Origin of the sequence: Novosphingobium pentaromativorans US6-1, from assembly GCF_000767465.1 — a bacterium.
In the GTDB taxonomy this organism is placed as follows: domain Bacteria; phylum Pseudomonadota; class Alphaproteobacteria; order Sphingomonadales; family Sphingomonadaceae; genus Novosphingobium; species Novosphingobium pentaromativorans.
On sequence record NZ_CP009291.1, the window covers coordinates 1,319,911 to 1,335,826 of the forward strand.

Here is a 15,916-nt window from a genome sequence, read left to right on the forward strand (position 1 = left end):
GCCATCCGGCCGGTGGGTGCGTCCGGCAGAGCCGCGCTCCCGTGTGGAAACCACCTCAACTTACCGGAATATATAAAGAATATTACACAGCCAAATGGCACGGCCGGAAGTTTCCTTGCCATGCCGCATTTTCCTTCGGCGCCATGACGTCAAAAACATGACGCCGTCATGAGCTCAACTGAGGCGATACATGTCACACGCCGGTAACTGCTGCGGTACATGCCCAGCGCAACTCGTCGCCAAGCTTTAAAAAATGCGTCGCAATAGCGTCAGTATGATCGCTGTTGCCCTTGCCCGGAAGCGCTGGGCCTGCGAAAACCCTGGCGATCAGCACCTCGCACCGCCCTTGCTCAAACAAACTCCAATACATTATCGAAAAAATAACCAAATAATTTCAAGAGCGTAAATTAAAGCACCAAAAAGAATTCGGATCGTCGCGCGCAAGGAATACCAGAACATAATGCCCCCCATTCCACCGAATGACGCAGAGCGGGTCGCTGCGCTCAGACAACTGGCTTTGCTCGACAGCCCCGGGCATTCGTCCTTCGACGATATCGTGCGCCTTGTCAGCCTGGCGCTCGACTCCTCGATAGCGATGATCTCGCTGATGGACGAACGGCGGCAGTGGTTCCTTGCCTCGCGCGGAATCGACGTCAAGGAAACGCCGCGCGAGCTGGCCTTCTGCAATTACCCGGTCGCCTTCGGCAAACCCCTGCTGGTCCGGGACACCCGCAAGGACACCCGCTTTGCCGATAGCATATTGGCGAACTCGGGCCCGCAAATCCGGTCATACATCGGCTATCCCGTGCGCTCTCCGGATGGGCATGTCCTGGGTACCGTCTGCGCAGCCGACAGGGCAAAGGACAAGTTCAACGACGCGCACGTCGAACTCCTCGAAAATCTCTCGGCGCTGGTCGAGCAGCTCATTGCCGCCCATGCCCTCAATCTCGAGCTGGACAGGATGCACCGCAATCTGGCAGCGGAGAAGGACAGGCTCGAGCAGGTCAACCTCACCTTTCGCCAGATGGAAAAGATCGCCCGGATCGGCGCCTGGGAATTCGACGTCCAGAACGCCCGCCTCATCTGGTCGGACAGCATTCACGCCATCCACGGCCATCCCAAGGACATGCCGATCGATGGCGAAATGGCGATTGGCTATATCGTGCCCCATCACCGGCCAAAGGTTCGCGAAGCGATCCGGGCCATGATCGCCGGCGCCGCCGAAATCGACACCGAAGTCGACATCATCACACGAACCGGCGAAGCGAAGCGGGCGCACATCATCGGCCAGAGGCGAGAGGTCGCCGACGGCGGGGCGCGGATCATCGGCGTTCTCATGGACGTGACGGACCGGCATAACGCGCACCTTGCCCTGAAGCGCGCAGCCGAGATCGACGACCTGACGGGCTTGCTTAACCGCAATGCCTTCGTGGCGCATCTCGACGAAACCATCCGTTCGAGCGGCGCGGCAGAAAAACCGCGACACCTGATGATGTTCGACCTCGACGGCCTCAAGGACACCAACGAGATCTACGGGCATACCGCGGGGGACCTGGCGCTGCGCGAAGTGAGTGCGCGCATCGCGTCCCTTGCAAAGGATCCCTACTCGCTTGCGCGATGGGGCGGCGACGAGTTTGCCGTGACGATACCCGGGGATGCGTCGACCAAGGCCGTCTACGAGTTCGCCCGCAGGGTGATCGACGCCATTGCCGTCCCGATCGAGCAGACCCACCGCACGATCTACCTGCGGGCCACGTGCGGCGTTGCGGAGTGCGAACCCGGGATATCCGGCAAGGAGCTGGTCCGGCGCGCCAATCAGGCGCTCCACCTGGGCAAGACCACCGGGATGGGTCTCGTCCACTTCTACGACCGGTCTTTTGAAGAGCGGAAACAGGCACGCAAGGCCATCGAGCTGGAAATTCGCGCAGCCCTGGAACATGGCCGCATCTTCGCCCGCTACCAGCCAATCGTCGACCTTCGCACAGGTCGGACGCAAGGCTACGAGGCGCTGCTGCGCCTGACGAACGCCGCAGGCGAGGAAATGACTGCCGCGCAATTGCTTCCCGCGCTTGTCGAACCGGAATTGTCCCGTCTCGTCGCCTCGCGCATGATGACCCTCGTCGCCGCCGACTTCGCCGAGATTTCGCGTTCACCCCAGGCCCCGGACTTCGTCAGCATCAATGCAACCGAGGCCGACCTGCTGGGGAGCAACTACGTCGACATGCTGCTGTCCACCCTGGCGGCCCATGACATTCCCACGCATCGCGTCACTCTGGAAGTTACCGAGACGATGCTGCTGGTGAACGATCTCGAACGCATGCGCGCCGTCCTCGAGCGGTTGAAGGCTGCAGGCGTCTCCATCGCACTGGATGATTTCGGCACCGGGTTTTCCTCGCTGACGCACCTCAAGGTCTTCCCGATCGACAAGGTGAAGATCGACCGCAGTTTCGTGTGCGACATCGCACAGGACCGCGATGCCCATTCGATCGTGGCGGGTGTCATCGCCATGGCCCGAAGCCTGTCCATCGACATCATAGCCGAAGGGATCGAAACCCCCGAGCAACTGACAATGTTGTGCGAGATGGGCTGCCATCTGGGCCAGGGCTTCCTTCTGTCCAGACCTCTACTTGCACGCGACTGCCGATCCGAAACGGCGATCATGCCCGTTGCCGATAGCGATCGGCCCGCAAGCGAGCGTTTACGACAAGGCTAATCTTTGTCGTTTAAGGAGGAGAACGTCGCGCTGCGGCCAAGAGCCGGCAAGCTGGGAAGGAAACAAGCGTGCCATTGAGTTCGACAGAACCGCTTAACGACCGAGTCTATGTTGAGCTCGTCCGCAGCCTTTTCGCAAACATCACGCCCGCCGTGATCATGATGTTCGCCTTCATCCTTGCATTCGGCATCGTCTGGTTCGAAGCCCATGAGAGCGATCCGCTTCTGGTTGTCCTCGGCATTTGCAGTGCGCTTGTAAGTCTGGCCCGGGTCGCCGTGACGATCGCCTATCGCGCCATGGCGCTCACCGCGGCATTGGACCGCCGGCTCGCGCGAAGGCTGGAACTGACCTTCGCATGTCCCTACCTCGCATTCGCGGCTCTGCTGGGGCTTTACGGCGCCTATGTATTCTGGATGCCGGTGAGCGAGGCGCACACACTCATCATCGCCTTGCTCGTCGGCTATTGCGCCGGCGTCGCGACCGGAACGGGTCTGCGTCCCAACATCGCCGTCCCCAGCATGTGCATGGCGATCGGGCCGACGATCCTGGTTTGCGCCATTCGCGCCGACGCGGTGCACATCGGCCTGGGGATCATCACCATCGCCTTTCTGTTCGGCGGCTCGCAAACGGTCCTCATGCGGCATGACACAATGCGCGCGGAAATCGCCAAGCGACTGGCATCGGTATCGCTCGCCCGCCATGACACGCTGACCGCCCTGCCAAACCGGCTCGCGCTTCAGGAATATTACGAGGAAAACGCAGCGACGATCTCTCCCAATGGGCTCATCGCCGTGCATTATCTCGATCTCGATGGCTTCAAGCCGGTCAACGATACTTATGGCCACGGGGTCGGCGATGCCCTGCTTACGTCCGTGGCCAGCCGCCTGCGCGGTGCGATCCGCAGCGGCGATATCGTCGCGCGGCTGGGCGGAGACGAATTCGCGGTCATCCAGTTCGGACTGCAGCGCGCCGACGAAGCGGACCTGCTTGCCCGCCGCATCGGCGCGACGATCGCGCAGCCCTTCGAAATCGGCGACCACGACGTTTCGATCAGCACCTGCATCGGAACCGCGGTCAGCACCGACCGCGGCCAGCGGCTCGACATGCTGCTGCAGGAGGCCGACGAGAAGCTCTACGCCCGCAAACGGGCCCGCAACGAGACCGCGGCACTGCGCGACTTCGCCTGAACCGCACCGCGGCGAAGCCCCGGGGGCATCTTCGCGGTTGTCTTGGGCACCCGTCCTGACTTAGGTGCGCGGCCTTCAATCATGGAGAGAGACGCATGTTGCTCAAGCTTGAAGGAATCATGTCCCCCGATGAAGTCGCCGCCTGCCGCGCGCTGATCGACAGCGGGGAATGGGTCGACGGCAACGAGACGTCCGGCCACCAGTCGCGTCTGGCCAAGAACAACCTGCAACTGCGCAGCGGCAGCGCCAAGGAGCGTCAGGCCGGGGAGATGGTCGCCGCCGCGCTGGGCCGCACACCGCGGTTCGTGGCGGCCGCCCTGCCGCTCAAGGTCTTTCCCCCCCTGTTCAACCGCTACGGCGGCGGGCAGGCGTTCGGCGCCCACGTCGACAATGCGATCCGGCAGGTCCAGGGCACCGAATTCCGCATCCGCAGCGACTTGTCCTGCACCCTGTTCCTGACCGAGCCCGAGGACTACGACGGCGGCGAGCTGGTGATCGAGGATCTTTACGGCGAACAACGGGTCAAGCTGCGCGCCGGAGACATGGTGCTCTACCCCGCGTCCAGCCTGCACCACGTGACGCCGGTCACGCGCGGTGAGCGCATCTCCAGCTTCTTCTGGCTGCAGAGCATGGTTCGCGACCACGGCGAGCGCGAACAGCTCTATCGCCTCGACTGTTCGATCCAGACGCTTTCGGCCGAACGCGGCGGGCAGGATCCGGTCGTTCTGGAACTGACCAACCTCTACCACAACCTGCTGCGTCGCTGGGCGGACACCTGATTGTTAATGAAAATAATTCGCATTAAGCATTGACTCATTGCGACTGACTCGCAATAGCCCCTGTCGAGATTCAACAGGGGATTTTATGACGCGTACCCGCATTACTGGCGGCCAGGCGGCCGCCAGCTTCGTCGCTCTGAGCTGCGTTGGTTTCATTGCGACGGCTCCGGTTCAGGCCACGGCCCAGGAAACCAAGAACCAGCCGGTCCGCCTCGAGGGCGTCTCCGTCACCGAAAGCGCCATTGAAGAGGATTACGGCGCCGATCACGTCCAGAGTCCCAAGTCCACGGCTCCGCTGATCGACACCCCGCGCACCGTCAACGTCATCACGACCGACGTGCTCAAGGACACCGCATCATTTGATTTCGCCGATGCGCTGCGCACCGTCCCCGGCATCACGCTGGGAGCCGGCGAAGGCGGTACCGCCAGCGCCGACATCCCGCTGATCCGCGGCGTCGACGCAACCTCGGACACTTACGTCGACGGCGCCCGCGACGTCGGCTCGCAGACCCGCGAGACTTTCGCGGTAGAGCGCATCGAGGTCTTCAAGGGCTCCACGGGCGCGTTCGGCGGCCGAGGCTCGGCCGGCGGCGCCATCAACATCGTCTCCAAGATGCCGCGCGACGGCAACTTCGCCAATGCCGACGTGACCGTGGGCACCGACGACTTCAAGCGCGTGACCGTGGACGTCAACCAGAAGCTGGCCGACAAGCTGGCCGTGCGCATCAACGGCCTGTGGCACGATGCCGATGTCGCCGGGCGCGATGCGGTCTTCAACAAGCGCTGGGGCATCGCTCCTTCCGTCACTTGGGGAATCGGCACCGAAACCACCGCGACGCTCTCGTACTACCACTACGAGACCGACGACATGCCGGACTACGGCATTCCGCTCACCTCGCGCGGCCAGCTCGACGGCGTGCTCCCCGAAGGATCGCGCCGCCCGGCCGACACCGACTACGACAACTTCTATGGCCTGAAGAACCGGGATTTCCAGAAGACCAAGGTCGACTCGGTCACCTTCCAGTTCCAGCATGACTTCGGCAGCGGCTGGGTTCTGTCGAACACGGCCCGCTGGTCGCGCGCGCGCAACGACTACATCGTCACCAACCCGGACGACAGCAAGGGCAACGTCGCCAACGGCCTCGTCTGGCGCGGGGTCAAGAGCCGCAATTCGCTCAACCAGAGCCTCGTCAACAACCTGAACCTGGCAGGCCGGTTCAAGACCGGCGGCATCGAACACAGCATCGCGATGGGCTTCGAGATGTCGGCTTCCGACACCGACCGTTATTCCTACTCGGTCGATACCGGCGACAGCACCTGCGCTTCGCTGGCGGACTACAACTGCACCACGCTCGACAATCCCAACCCCTCGGATCCGTGGGCCGGGACGATTGCTCTCAACACCGACAGCCCTGTCCTCACCCGCGCTGAAGACTACAGCTTCTACGCTTTCGACACGGTCACGATCATCCCGCAGCTGCTGGTCAACGGCGGCGTACGCTGGACCAGCTTCAATATCCGTGCGAGCGGTTCGAGCCGCGGCGTTCCTTACTCGGTCGACAAGAAGACCGACTTCTGGACCTGGCAGGGCGGCGTCGTCTTCAAGCCGGTCGAGAATGCCAGCATCTACTTCTCCTATGCGGACTCGGCCACGCCTCCGGGCGCGGACGTCGGCGAAGGCGCAAATGCCGTGAGCGGCACGAACGCCAATTACGAACCGCAAACCATGGAAAACTGGGAAGTGGGCGCCAAGGCCGATCTCTTCGGCGGTGCACTCAGCCTGACGGCAGCCGCATTCCAGATCGACCGCAGCAACATTCGCGACTTCAATCCGGAAACCGGGGATCAGATGATCATCGCCAACAAGGCGCGCATCAAGGGCTTCGAAGTCGGTGCGTCGGGCCGCGTCGGGCCGGTCTCGCTGCTTGCCGGGTATAGCTACACCGACAGCTCGTTGCGCGACAGCAGTGCGGACAACGGCAACGCCCTGCCCAACACGCCCAAGCACAACGTGGCGCTCACCTCGAGTGTCGACGTGACCGACCGGTTCAGCATCGGCGGCGGCGCCTATCACGCCTCCCAGCGCTATGCCGACACGGCGAACCTTATCGAGGCGAACGGCTACTGGCGCTTCGATGCCAATGCCGGCTTCCGCTTCAACGAGAACTTCTCGGTCAAACTGAACCTGCGCAACCTGACCGACAAGCGCTACGTCACGAAGCTGCGCAATCCGCACTTCGCGGTGCCGTCCGCCGGTCGCCAGGCCCTCGTCACGCTCAGCGCGAGCTACTGAGGCCAGCCTGACGCCGCCCCTTCCCTGCCCCCCGAAATTGCATGTTGAGGACGACCATGGAACTATCCATTACCGATACCCTTGACCCGATCGCATCCGGGCAGGCGAAGGGCGCGGCGCGCCCGAAGGAACGCGCGCCGAAGGACGAGACGACATGGATCGTCCCTTCCGCGCCCCCCCCGGTCGCCCGGGAACCTGAAATTGACCGAGTCCTTGAACCGTCCGGTGCGCGCTATGCCCCGGGCGGCTTCAACTATCGGGCCTTTGCGATCGTCGCCGCGATCCATGTCCTCGCCATTGCCGCCCTGCTCGGCATGGGCGTGGTCAAGGTTGCGAAGGCGCCGCAAAAGCACCTGACGGTCTTCGCCGTCTCCCCGCCGGCACCCCCGCCCGAGCCCGCACCTCAGCCCGAGATCGAGCCGCAACCGCTGGTCCGGGAAGCGCAGCCGACAGTCGTCAAGCCGATGATCGAGCTGCCCTCGAAGTCCCCGATGGTGATCGACGCGGCCCCGGTGCAGAGCGCGGTTGCCGTCAAGGTCGATGCGCCGCCAGCGCCCAAGGCCCCGCCCGCGCCACCGGCCCCGGTGACCCCGCCCGATTTTTCCGCCGCCCAGCTCAACAATCCCGGCCCCACCTATCCCTACGCCGCACGCCGCGCGCGGGAGCAAGGCACGGTGATGCTCAAGGTCCTGGTCACGCCCGAAGGCCGCGCCGGTGACATAGAGATCAACGAGTCCAGCGGCTTCGACCGGCTCGACAAGGCCGCGATCCAGACCGTGCGCAAGTGGCGCTTCGTTCCGGCCAAACAGGCCGGGAAGCCGGTTGCCGCCTGGGTGCTCGTGCCCGTCGGCTTCCACCTGAACTGATCCATGAACGAGACCGCCTTGCCCGATACGACCACGACCATGCGCGTTGGCGCCAATGCCACCCCCTCGGGTCGATCGGGCGGCACAGCCCGCCCGCGCAGGAAACTGACCCGCGGCTTCTGGCTGCGCCACCTGCACACCTGGCACTGGATCAGCTCGGCCATCTCGCTCGTCGGCCTGATGCTCTTTGTGTTGACCGGGTTCACTCTCAACCACGCCGCCGACATCAGCTCCCAACCGCAGGTCGTCGAGGGATCGGCAAACCTTCCGGCCGAGATGCGCGAAAGCCTCTCCGGCCTCGCCACCGAGGGCAAGGCCCCGCTTCCCGGCGACCTGCGAACCGCGCTGTCCAGCCAGACCGGCATGGCCATTTCAGATCGCCCCGCCGAACTGAGCGAGGATGAAATCTATCTCGCCATGCCACGCCCCGGCGGCGATGCCTGGGTAGCGATCGACCGCGCCAGTGGCGAAGTCACCTGGGAAATGACCGACCGCGGCTGGATCTCCTACCTCAACGACCTGCACAAGGGCCGCGACACCGGCAAGGCATGGCGCCTGTTCATCGACGTCTTCGTGCTGTCGGCCATGGTCTTCATCGGCACCGGCTTCGTGCTGCTCTGGCTCCATGGCCGAAACCGCCCGGCGACCTGGCCGCTTACCGGCCTCGGCTTCCTGGTTCCGTTCCTTCTCGCCCTCTTCTTCATTCACTGAGGACATCATGCGCAAGACTTCGCTTTTCGCCCTGACCGGCGCTGCCACCATCGCCAGCCCGGCGATGGCCGACACGATAACGCTCGACATTACGATCCCGCGCCTCTCGGTCGCCGAATACCATCGCCCATACGTCGCTGTCTGGCTGGAAGGCGATGGCGGCAAGGTGCGCACGCTGTCCGTGTGGTACGACAAGGACAAGCGCGGCGGCGAAGGCAAGAAGTGGCTCAACGAAATGCGCACCTGGTGGCGCAAGGCGGGCCGCAGCGCATCGATTGACGGCGTCTCGGGCGCAACGCGTGCCCCCGGCCCGCAGAAGCTTTCGATCCCGGCCGCCGCCCTGCGCGGCCTGCCCGCCGGGAATTACCAGCTCGTGGTCGAGGCCGCGCGCGAAGTCGGCGGCCGCGAAGTCGTCAAGCTGCCCGTCTCGCTGGGCGGCAAGAGCGCATCGACCGCCCGCGCCAGCGGCAAGACCGAACTCGGCAGCGTTGCCGCCACCATCAAGCCCTGAAAGGACTGACCTCATGAAAATGCGCAGCCGTCTTGGCGCCCGCGCCGCCTTCCTTGCCATCTCGCTGGCCGCCGTCCTGCCCGGATCGGCCCAGGCGCACCGAGCCTGGTTCCTCCCCTCCGAGACGATCCTGTCCGGCGAAGATGCCTGGATCACAGTGGACGGAGCGGTTTCGAACGACCTGTTCTATCCCAACCACTTCCCGCTCGGCACCGACGGCGTGAAGGTCGAGAAACCGGACGGTAGCGCCGGCTCGATCGAGAACGCGGCCAGCGGCAAGATCCGCTCCACCTTCGATCTGCACCTGGACCAACCAGGCACCTGGAAGATTGGCAACATGCGCAGCGGCGTGTTCGGCCGCTACAAGCTGAACGGCGAGCAGAAGCGCCTGCCGCGCGGCGCTCAGGCAAGCGAGATCGAGAACCTGATCCCGGCCGGCGCGACCGATGTCGAAGTCCGCGAAAACCTGATGCGCAACGAGTTCTTCGTGACGCTGGGAGCCCCGACCGACACCGTTTTCACGCCGAGCGGCAAGGGCTTGGAATTGGTACCCGTAACCCACCCCAACGATCTCGTCGCAAACGAGGAAGGCGTGTTCCGCTTCCTGATCGACGGCAAGCCTGCTGCCGGCATTGAACTGACCGCCATCCTCGGCGGCGGCCGCTATGCCAACCAGCCGGTCGAAGTGAAGGCGACCAGCGACGCTAAGGGCGAAGTCAGGCTCGCCTGGCCGCAGCCGGGCATGTACTGGCTCGAGGCCGAAACCAAGGACAAGAACACCAGCATCCCCGGCGCGACCGAGCGCGGCCTCGGCTACGTCACGACGCTGGAAGTCATGGCGCCCTGATCCGGCTACCCATGACCTGAAGGAGAGCCGCGATCCGCATCGCCATTCCGTCGGTCGACTGGCCTGAGGCACTGCTGACCCCGCCTGTGGGAGAAGTCGTTTCGTTCGGCGGACGGTCCATGGCCACGACATGGTCGGTGCGGCTCGTGGCAGAACCCAGCCTGGAAGTCGGCAGGTTGCGCCGCGATTGCCAGTCCGCGCTGGACCGCGTCGTCGCGCAGATGAGCCAGTGGGAACCGGACTCCGATCTCAGCCGCTTCAACCGCGCCGGTGCGGGCGAATGGCTTCCGCTTCCGCCCGAATTCGCAGCGGTCATGGCAGAAGCGCTCGACGTCGCGCAATTGACGGGCGGGGCCTTCGATCCCACGGTCGGCGCGGCGAGCGAGGCCTGGGGCTTCGGCGCCAGCCCGGCCACGCAAGCGCCAACCTGCGACGCGCTCGATACCCTTGCCTCGCCCCAAGGCTGGAAGCGGCTGGATTTCGCACCCGATCCGGCACGCCTGCGCCAACCGGGAGGGATCGCCCTCGACTTGTGCGCCATCGCCAAGGGCTACGGGGTCGACCTGCTCGCCGAAACAGTCACCGCCGCCGGCGCCTCATCCTTCCTCGTCGAAGTCGGCGGCGAATTGCGCGCGCAGGGCCTGAAGCCCGATTTCCAGCCATGGTGGGTGGATCTCGAGGAGACTGGCGGCGAGGGGCTCACGCCCTTGCGCATTGCGCTGAGCGGCTGCGCGGTCGCGACCAGCGGCCACACGCGCCGGTTCCATCAAGTGGACGGCATGCGGCTTGGCCATACCATCGACCCGGCAACCGGCGCGCCGCTGCGCAATGGCGCCCTAAGTGTGACGGTGCTGGCCGAGACCGCGATGCGCGCCGACGCGCTCGCGACGGCGCTGATGGTGATGGGTGAGGCCGCCGAGGACTTCGCAAGGCAGCACGGCATCGCCGCGCGCATCGTGGCCGAGACCGAGATACTCACCCCCGCACTGGCAGCAATGCTCGATTAGGCAATCGCCTCGCGGGTGGTCTGCGCGGCATAGCGACGCGCGAGAATGGCGCAGACCATCAACTGGATCTGGTGAAAGAACATCAGCGGCAGGATGATCGCGCCCACTTGCGCCTGTGTGAACAGCACGCCCGCCAGGGGAACGCCGGTCGCAAGACTCTTCTTCGAACCGCAGAAGACCAGGACGATCAGGTCCTCTCGCGAAAAGCGCATCGCCCGCCCAAGCATGTTCGCCGCCAGTAAGACGAGGGCGAGGATGGCAATCGATATTCCCGCGATCAGCGCCAGTTCGCCGATGGTCACGCGGCTCCACAGCCCGTCGATGACGGCAGCCCCGAAAGCGGTGTAGACGACCAGCAGGATCGAGCCGCGATCGGTGTAGCCCAGCACTTTCTTGTGCCGCGCCACAAACTCGCCGATCCAGGGGCGCAGGAAATGGCCTGCGAGGAACGGCAGCAGCAGTTGCATGGAAATCGTGATCACCGGATCGCTCGAGAAACCGCCCTGCTTCCCGGTGATCAGCACCGCAGTCAGCAAGGGCGTCACGAAGATGCCGGCAAGGTTGGAGAAGGAGGCACTGCACACCGCAGCGGCAACATTGCCCCCGGCAATCGCGGTAAAGGCGATAGATGACTGCACTGTGGAAGGCAGCAGTGTGAGGAACAGCACGCCGGTAGCCAATGCCGGGTCCAGACCGGGAATCGCAGAAACCGCCAGCCCGATCAGCGGGAACAGGACGAAGGTGAGCGATGCCACCGAGACATGCAGCTTCCAGGCCCGCGCGCCGTCCACGATCGCCTCGCGCGAGAGCTTGGCCCCGTGCAGGAAGAACAGCAGCGCAATGCCCGCGTCGGCAACTCCTCCGGCAATGTCGGCAAAGACCCCGCGCGCCGGCAGGACCGAGGCAAACGCAACGGTCGAGACCAGCAGCAGCAGGTAGGGGTCGATATTGAAGCGGGCGAGCAATCGGTTCATCGGGTATCCTGTCCGGCGCGGCCGCCTAGCACGGGAAACCGAGGCAAGCGACGCTACTTTTGCTTGAAACTGTCTCCACCGGCCTCGCTCAACCGATTACCGGTCCCTCGCCCGCTCCGGCGCTGCGGATGGCCTGCGCGATCTGCCCCAGATCCGTCGCGTCGAGTTCGAGCCCGGCCGCTGCGACCCAGCCATCGACCTGCGCCGGACTGCGCGCGCCGACTATGGCCCCGGTCACGCCCGGCATTGCCAGCGCCCAGGCCACCGCGACTGCCGCCTGCGAAACTCCGTGGCGCTCGGCCACCGGCTTCATCGCCTCCGCCACGGCAAGATTGCGCGCCAGGGCATCGCCTGTGAAGTCCGGGTGGCTCGAACGCCAGTCGTCAGAGGGCAGTCCGGCCACCCGCTCGGCAGAAAAGCCGCCGGAAAGAAGCCCCGACTGCATCGGACTATAAACGATCACCCCGGTATCGCAGGCCAGGCACCAGGGCAGTTCCCGCTCCAGCGCACCGCGCTTGATCGCCGACAGCGGCGGCTGGAGGGTGTCGACATGGCCAAGCGCTTCGGCTTGCTCGAGTTGGACGGCATCATGGTTCGAAAGGCCGACGGCCCGCACCTTGCCCTCGGCTTTCAGGTCCAGCAGAGCCTGCCAGTATTCATCCAGCTCGCTGCCGTCTTCCGCGGGCCAGTGCATCTGCAACAGGTCGATGACATCGACCCGAAGTCGGCGCAGCGAATCCTCGCATTCACGGCGGATGGAATCCTTGCGACCGACGCGCAGCTTGCTCTTGCGGTCCGCCGGATCCCAGACCTGCCCGCACTTGGTGAAGATATAAGGCCGCTCGGCCTGCGGAATTTCGGCAAGCGCGCGAGCGACCACTTCCTCGGAATGACCGAGACCGTATATCGCCGCAGTATCGATCCAGTTTACCCCGCGCTCGGCCGCATGACGGATCGCCCGCACCGAATCCGCATCGTCCTGCGCCCCCCATCCGACTGCCCAGTCCGGACCGCCGATGGCCCAGGCCCCGAAGCCGACGCGACTGATCTCCATTCCCGTGCGGCCCAGCGTGGCTTTGCGTAGTGTTGTAGGTGAAGCGGTCGCAGTCATGTGGCCTCCCGGGCATGTCCATCCATTCACATGCATTGGCCTTTGGCAGACGCGGGCCGTGCGGTCTTGATGCTGGGTACGCCCGCGCTTTGACCTGAGACGCCATCCGCGCACTTATTGCGCGGTGCAACCGGTAGCCGACCCTGTACCAGAGCCTCGTTCGCGACCTGAAATAAAGGGATATTCCCCCTCTTGCCGCATGGCTCCGGGGGGGCTCCAGTCAAGTACTTATTCGCAAGTGCACAAGACCCGTTGCCGCCGAACCGCCAGATTTCAGGACAAGCGGCCGACCCAGACAATGACGAGCCGCAGACCGGGAATGGGTTCTGTCGTCATGTTTCGGGGAGCTTTCATGAACACCAAATCTCACATCGCCTATGCCCTGGCCTGCAGCGTATCCATGCTCGCATTCGCATCGAATAGTGCCCATGCCGCCGAGGCCGAAGCCCAGGCACCGACGCCGGGGGAAACCGGCATCACCGACATCGTCGTCACGGCCGAGCGCCGCGAGGTGAGCCTTCAGGAGGCCCCGCTCTCGGTCAGCGCTGTCACTTCCGAAACGCTCAAGGCGGCAAACATCACCGACATCACCGGCCTCAACGGGTCGGTGCCCGGTCTCGTGGTTGCGCGCAGCGGTGGCGGCGAACGGATCATCACCATCCGCGGCATCGGCTCCGAAACGCCGGAGAACACCAACACGCAGCCGGGCGTCTCCTACCACATCGACGGCGTCTACATTTTCAACTCGATCGCCGCGAGCGCAGCCTTCATCGACGTTGCCCAGGTCGAAGTCCTGCGCGGCCCGCAGGGGACCCTGTTCGGCCAGGGTTCGACCGGCGGCACGATCAACGTCGTCTCGATCGAACCGAGCACCGATGCGCTGTCCGGCAACGTCAGCGCCGGGATCGGCAACTACAAGTACATGGAAGGCTCCGGCGCGCTCAACGTACCGCTGAGCGACACGCTCGCGATCCGCGGCGCGATCCAGTACACCAAGCACGACGGCTACGCCTATGCGACCAAGGTCCCCGGCGTCGACAAGTACGACCTCGACGATCAGGACGAGACCGGTTGGCGCATCGGCGCCAAGTGGTCGCCCGCGCCGAACTTCTCGATCACGCTGAACACGGTGCAGTACGACAGCAAGACCAACGGCCCGGCACAGAAGAACATCCTCGATCCCGATACCGATCCGCGCGTCCTGACGCAGGACTATCCCGGCAGGTCGGAGGTGAAGACCGAGCTTTATACCGGCGTGATCAAGTGGGAGACACCCTTCGCCACGATCAAGTCGATCACCGGCTACCAGAAGCTGCATTCCGAGCAGGCATGGGATGCGGACGGGCTCGATACCGAGCTCTTTTTTGCCAACACCTACAATCCGATCAGCTTCACCGGCGTCAGCTACGACCACGTTCCTCTCTGGGCTTCCGATACCGAGAGCTGGAGCCAGGAAATCAACATGACCTCGAACGGCAACGGTCCGTTCAATTGGGTCCTGGGCGGCGTCTACCTGCACTCGAAGAACAGCCAGTACATCAACGAGTACCGCAGCGACGACGACAACTTCCTGCAGCCCGCGCTGCCGGTCGATACGGCCTTCGACGATCCGCTGGTCGGCAATCTCACATACGCCGAGCTGTCGTCGATCAAGCGCGAGCTTTATGCCTTCTTCGCGCAGGGCACCTACGAAGTGACGAGCCAGCTCAAGCTCACGGCAGGCGTGCGCTACAACCACGACAAGGCCTCGGGAGCCTATGACAGCCTGTCGGGCGGGACGTCCAACCAGACTTCAGGCGCCTACATGCAGCCGGCATCCACTGGCAGCCGCAAGGCCGATGCCTGGACCGGCAAGGTTGCGCTGGATTACCAGATCACCCCGGAAAACATGGTCTATGCAAGCTGGACCCGCGGCTTCAAGCCGGGGGGCATCAACTCGGCTTCGGCTTCGGGCGGCAGCTTCTCGGTCCTGCCGACCTACAAGCAGGAGACCGTGGACTCCTTCGAGGCCGGCACCAAGAACCGCTTCATGGACGACACGCTGCAGATCAACGCTTCAGCCTTCCTCTACCAGTACAAGAACATGCAGTTCCTCGAGGAAGATCCGATCCTTTACGGCGAGGGCATCAGCAATGCGCCCAAGGCGCGGGTCTATGGCCTGGAACTGGAAAGCACTTACGTGCCAACCGACGGTCTGCGCTTCGACGCTTCGCTGTCCTGGCTGGAGGGCAAGTTCACCTCGCACTACGCAGCGCTCGATCCCACTGCGGCCACCGATGCGCAGAACGCGGCGGGCTATCCTGACTACCTGTTCTGGACCAACTTCTACGACGCGGTCCTTGCCCGCGATGCCGCGCGCGCCGACATCAAGGGCAACCGCATTCCCAAACTGCCGCGCTGGCAGGGCACCATTGCCGCAACCTACAATGCTGAGGTCGGCCCCGGAGAACTCACCACCCGCGCCCAGTTGATCTATCGCGGCAAGTACCAGTACCGCCTGTTCAACGACGGCGCCGTCGACCTCACCCCGTCCTACACGCAGGTCAACCTGATGGCGAAGTACGAGCCGGAGGGGACCAACACCGACATCACCCTGCGCGTGATCAACCTGTTCGACGAGGACGGCGTGAACTCGCGCTTCTCCGATCCCTATGGCAGCGCGCAGGTGTTCGACACCTACATCCCGCCACGGCAGGTGATCCTCTCGTTCGGGTATCGCTTCTGATCTGACTGGAAGCCCTCACCTCCAGCGCCGGGGCGCGTCGACCGAAAGGCCGGCGCGCCCCGCTTCGTCTCGGCACCTCTTCACCGGACGATCAAGTCTTCAGGCGCGCACCATCAAGAGTGTACGGCGGCACCGTGAGAGCTTCGAGCCTGTCGAATCCCGGAAAAGGTTTCCGGATCGCAATGCCTGCAG

Annotated in this window: 13 protein-coding genes; 10 read left to right on the forward strand and 3 right to left on the reverse strand. The window is 64.2% G+C overall.

What is annotated here, in order from left to right; translation table 11 throughout:
* Positions 1 to 193: 193 nt before the first annotated feature.
* Entirely contained in the window at positions 194 to 370 is a 177-nt protein-coding gene (locus JI59_RS27335) for a hypothetical protein (RefSeq protein ID WP_203226087.1), read from the reverse strand.
* Positions 371 to 460: 90 nt separating this feature from the next.
* Here JI59_RS27335 and JI59_RS06195 point away from each other — a divergent pair, with 90 nt between their 5' ends.
* The 9 genes from JI59_RS06195 to JI59_RS06235 all read left to right on the forward strand — a co-directional run bounded on the left by JI59_RS06195 (position 461) and on the right by JI59_RS06235 (position 10,914).
* Complete coding sequence (locus tag JI59_RS06195) at positions 461 to 2,713, forward strand: sensor domain-containing phosphodiesterase (RefSeq protein WP_052117846.1); 2,253 nt, start codon at positions 461 to 463, stop codon at positions 2,711 to 2,713.
* A gap of 68 nt (positions 2,714 to 2,781) precedes the next feature.
* Positions 2,782 to 3,900 (forward strand): GGDEF domain-containing protein, encoded by a 1,119-nt coding sequence (locus JI59_RS06200; RefSeq protein WP_238532559.1) that lies wholly within the window; start codon positions 2,782 to 2,784, stop codon positions 3,898 to 3,900.
* Positions 3,901 to 3,995: 95 nt separating this feature from the next.
* Positions 3,996 to 4,679 carry a Fe2+-dependent dioxygenase gene (locus tag JI59_RS06205; protein WP_007013644.1) on the forward strand — a complete coding sequence of 228 codons (684 nt, stop codon included), beginning with the start codon at positions 3,996 to 3,998 and terminating at the stop codon, positions 4,677 to 4,679.
* Between the two features lie 85 nt (positions 4,680 to 4,764).
* A complete protein-coding gene (locus tag JI59_RS06210) occupies positions 4,765 to 6,972 on the forward strand; it encodes a TonB-dependent receptor (protein WP_007013643.1) in 2,208 nt (735 codons plus the stop codon).
* A gap of 56 nt (positions 6,973 to 7,028) precedes the next feature.
* On the forward strand, positions 7,029 to 7,838 hold the full coding sequence (locus JI59_RS26705; RefSeq protein WP_007013642.1) for an energy transducer TonB: 810 nt from the start codon (positions 7,029 to 7,031) through the stop codon (positions 7,836 to 7,838).
* A 39-nt stretch (positions 7,839 to 7,877) separates the two neighbouring features.
* Entirely contained in the window at positions 7,878 to 8,549 is a 672-nt protein-coding gene (locus JI59_RS06220; protein ID WP_052117951.1) for a PepSY-associated TM helix domain-containing protein, read from the forward strand.
* Between the two features lie 7 nt (positions 8,550 to 8,556).
* Complete coding sequence (locus JI59_RS06225; protein ID WP_007013640.1) at positions 8,557 to 9,060, forward strand: DUF2271 domain-containing protein; 504 nt, start codon at positions 8,557 to 8,559, stop codon at positions 9,058 to 9,060.
* A 13-nt stretch (positions 9,061 to 9,073) separates the two neighbouring features.
* The gene (locus tag JI59_RS06230; RefSeq protein WP_007013639.1) at positions 9,074 to 9,907 is read left to right on the forward strand and encodes a DUF4198 domain-containing protein; all 834 of its coding nucleotides are present in this window, start codon (positions 9,074 to 9,076) and stop codon (positions 9,905 to 9,907) included.
* A gap of 119 nt (positions 9,908 to 10,026) precedes the next feature.
* A complete protein-coding gene (locus JI59_RS06235; protein WP_081473986.1) occupies positions 10,027 to 10,914 on the forward strand; it encodes an FAD:protein FMN transferase in 888 nt (295 codons plus the stop codon).
* On the opposite strand, the gene JI59_RS06240 is transcribed toward JI59_RS06235, so the two are convergent.
* Positions 10,911 to 11,888, reverse strand: a complete 978-nt coding sequence (locus JI59_RS06240) for a bile acid:sodium symporter family protein (RefSeq protein WP_007013637.1) — start codon at positions 11,886 to 11,888, stop codon at positions 10,911 to 10,913. The two genes, JI59_RS06235 and JI59_RS06240, sit on opposite strands and share 4 nt — an antisense overlap.
* 88 nt (positions 11,889 to 11,976) lie before the next feature.
* The gene (locus JI59_RS06245) at positions 11,977 to 12,999 is read right to left on the reverse strand and encodes an aldo/keto reductase (protein ID WP_038575657.1); all 1,023 of its coding nucleotides are present in this window, start codon (positions 12,997 to 12,999) and stop codon (positions 11,977 to 11,979) included.
* A 352-nt stretch (positions 13,000 to 13,351) separates the two neighbouring features.
* Here JI59_RS06245 and JI59_RS06250 point away from each other — a divergent pair, with 352 nt between their 5' ends.
* A complete protein-coding gene (locus tag JI59_RS06250) occupies positions 13,352 to 15,724 on the forward strand; it encodes a TonB-dependent receptor (RefSeq protein WP_007013635.1) in 2,373 nt (790 codons plus the stop codon).
* The last annotated feature ends 192 nt before the right edge of the window (positions 15,725 to 15,916 follow it).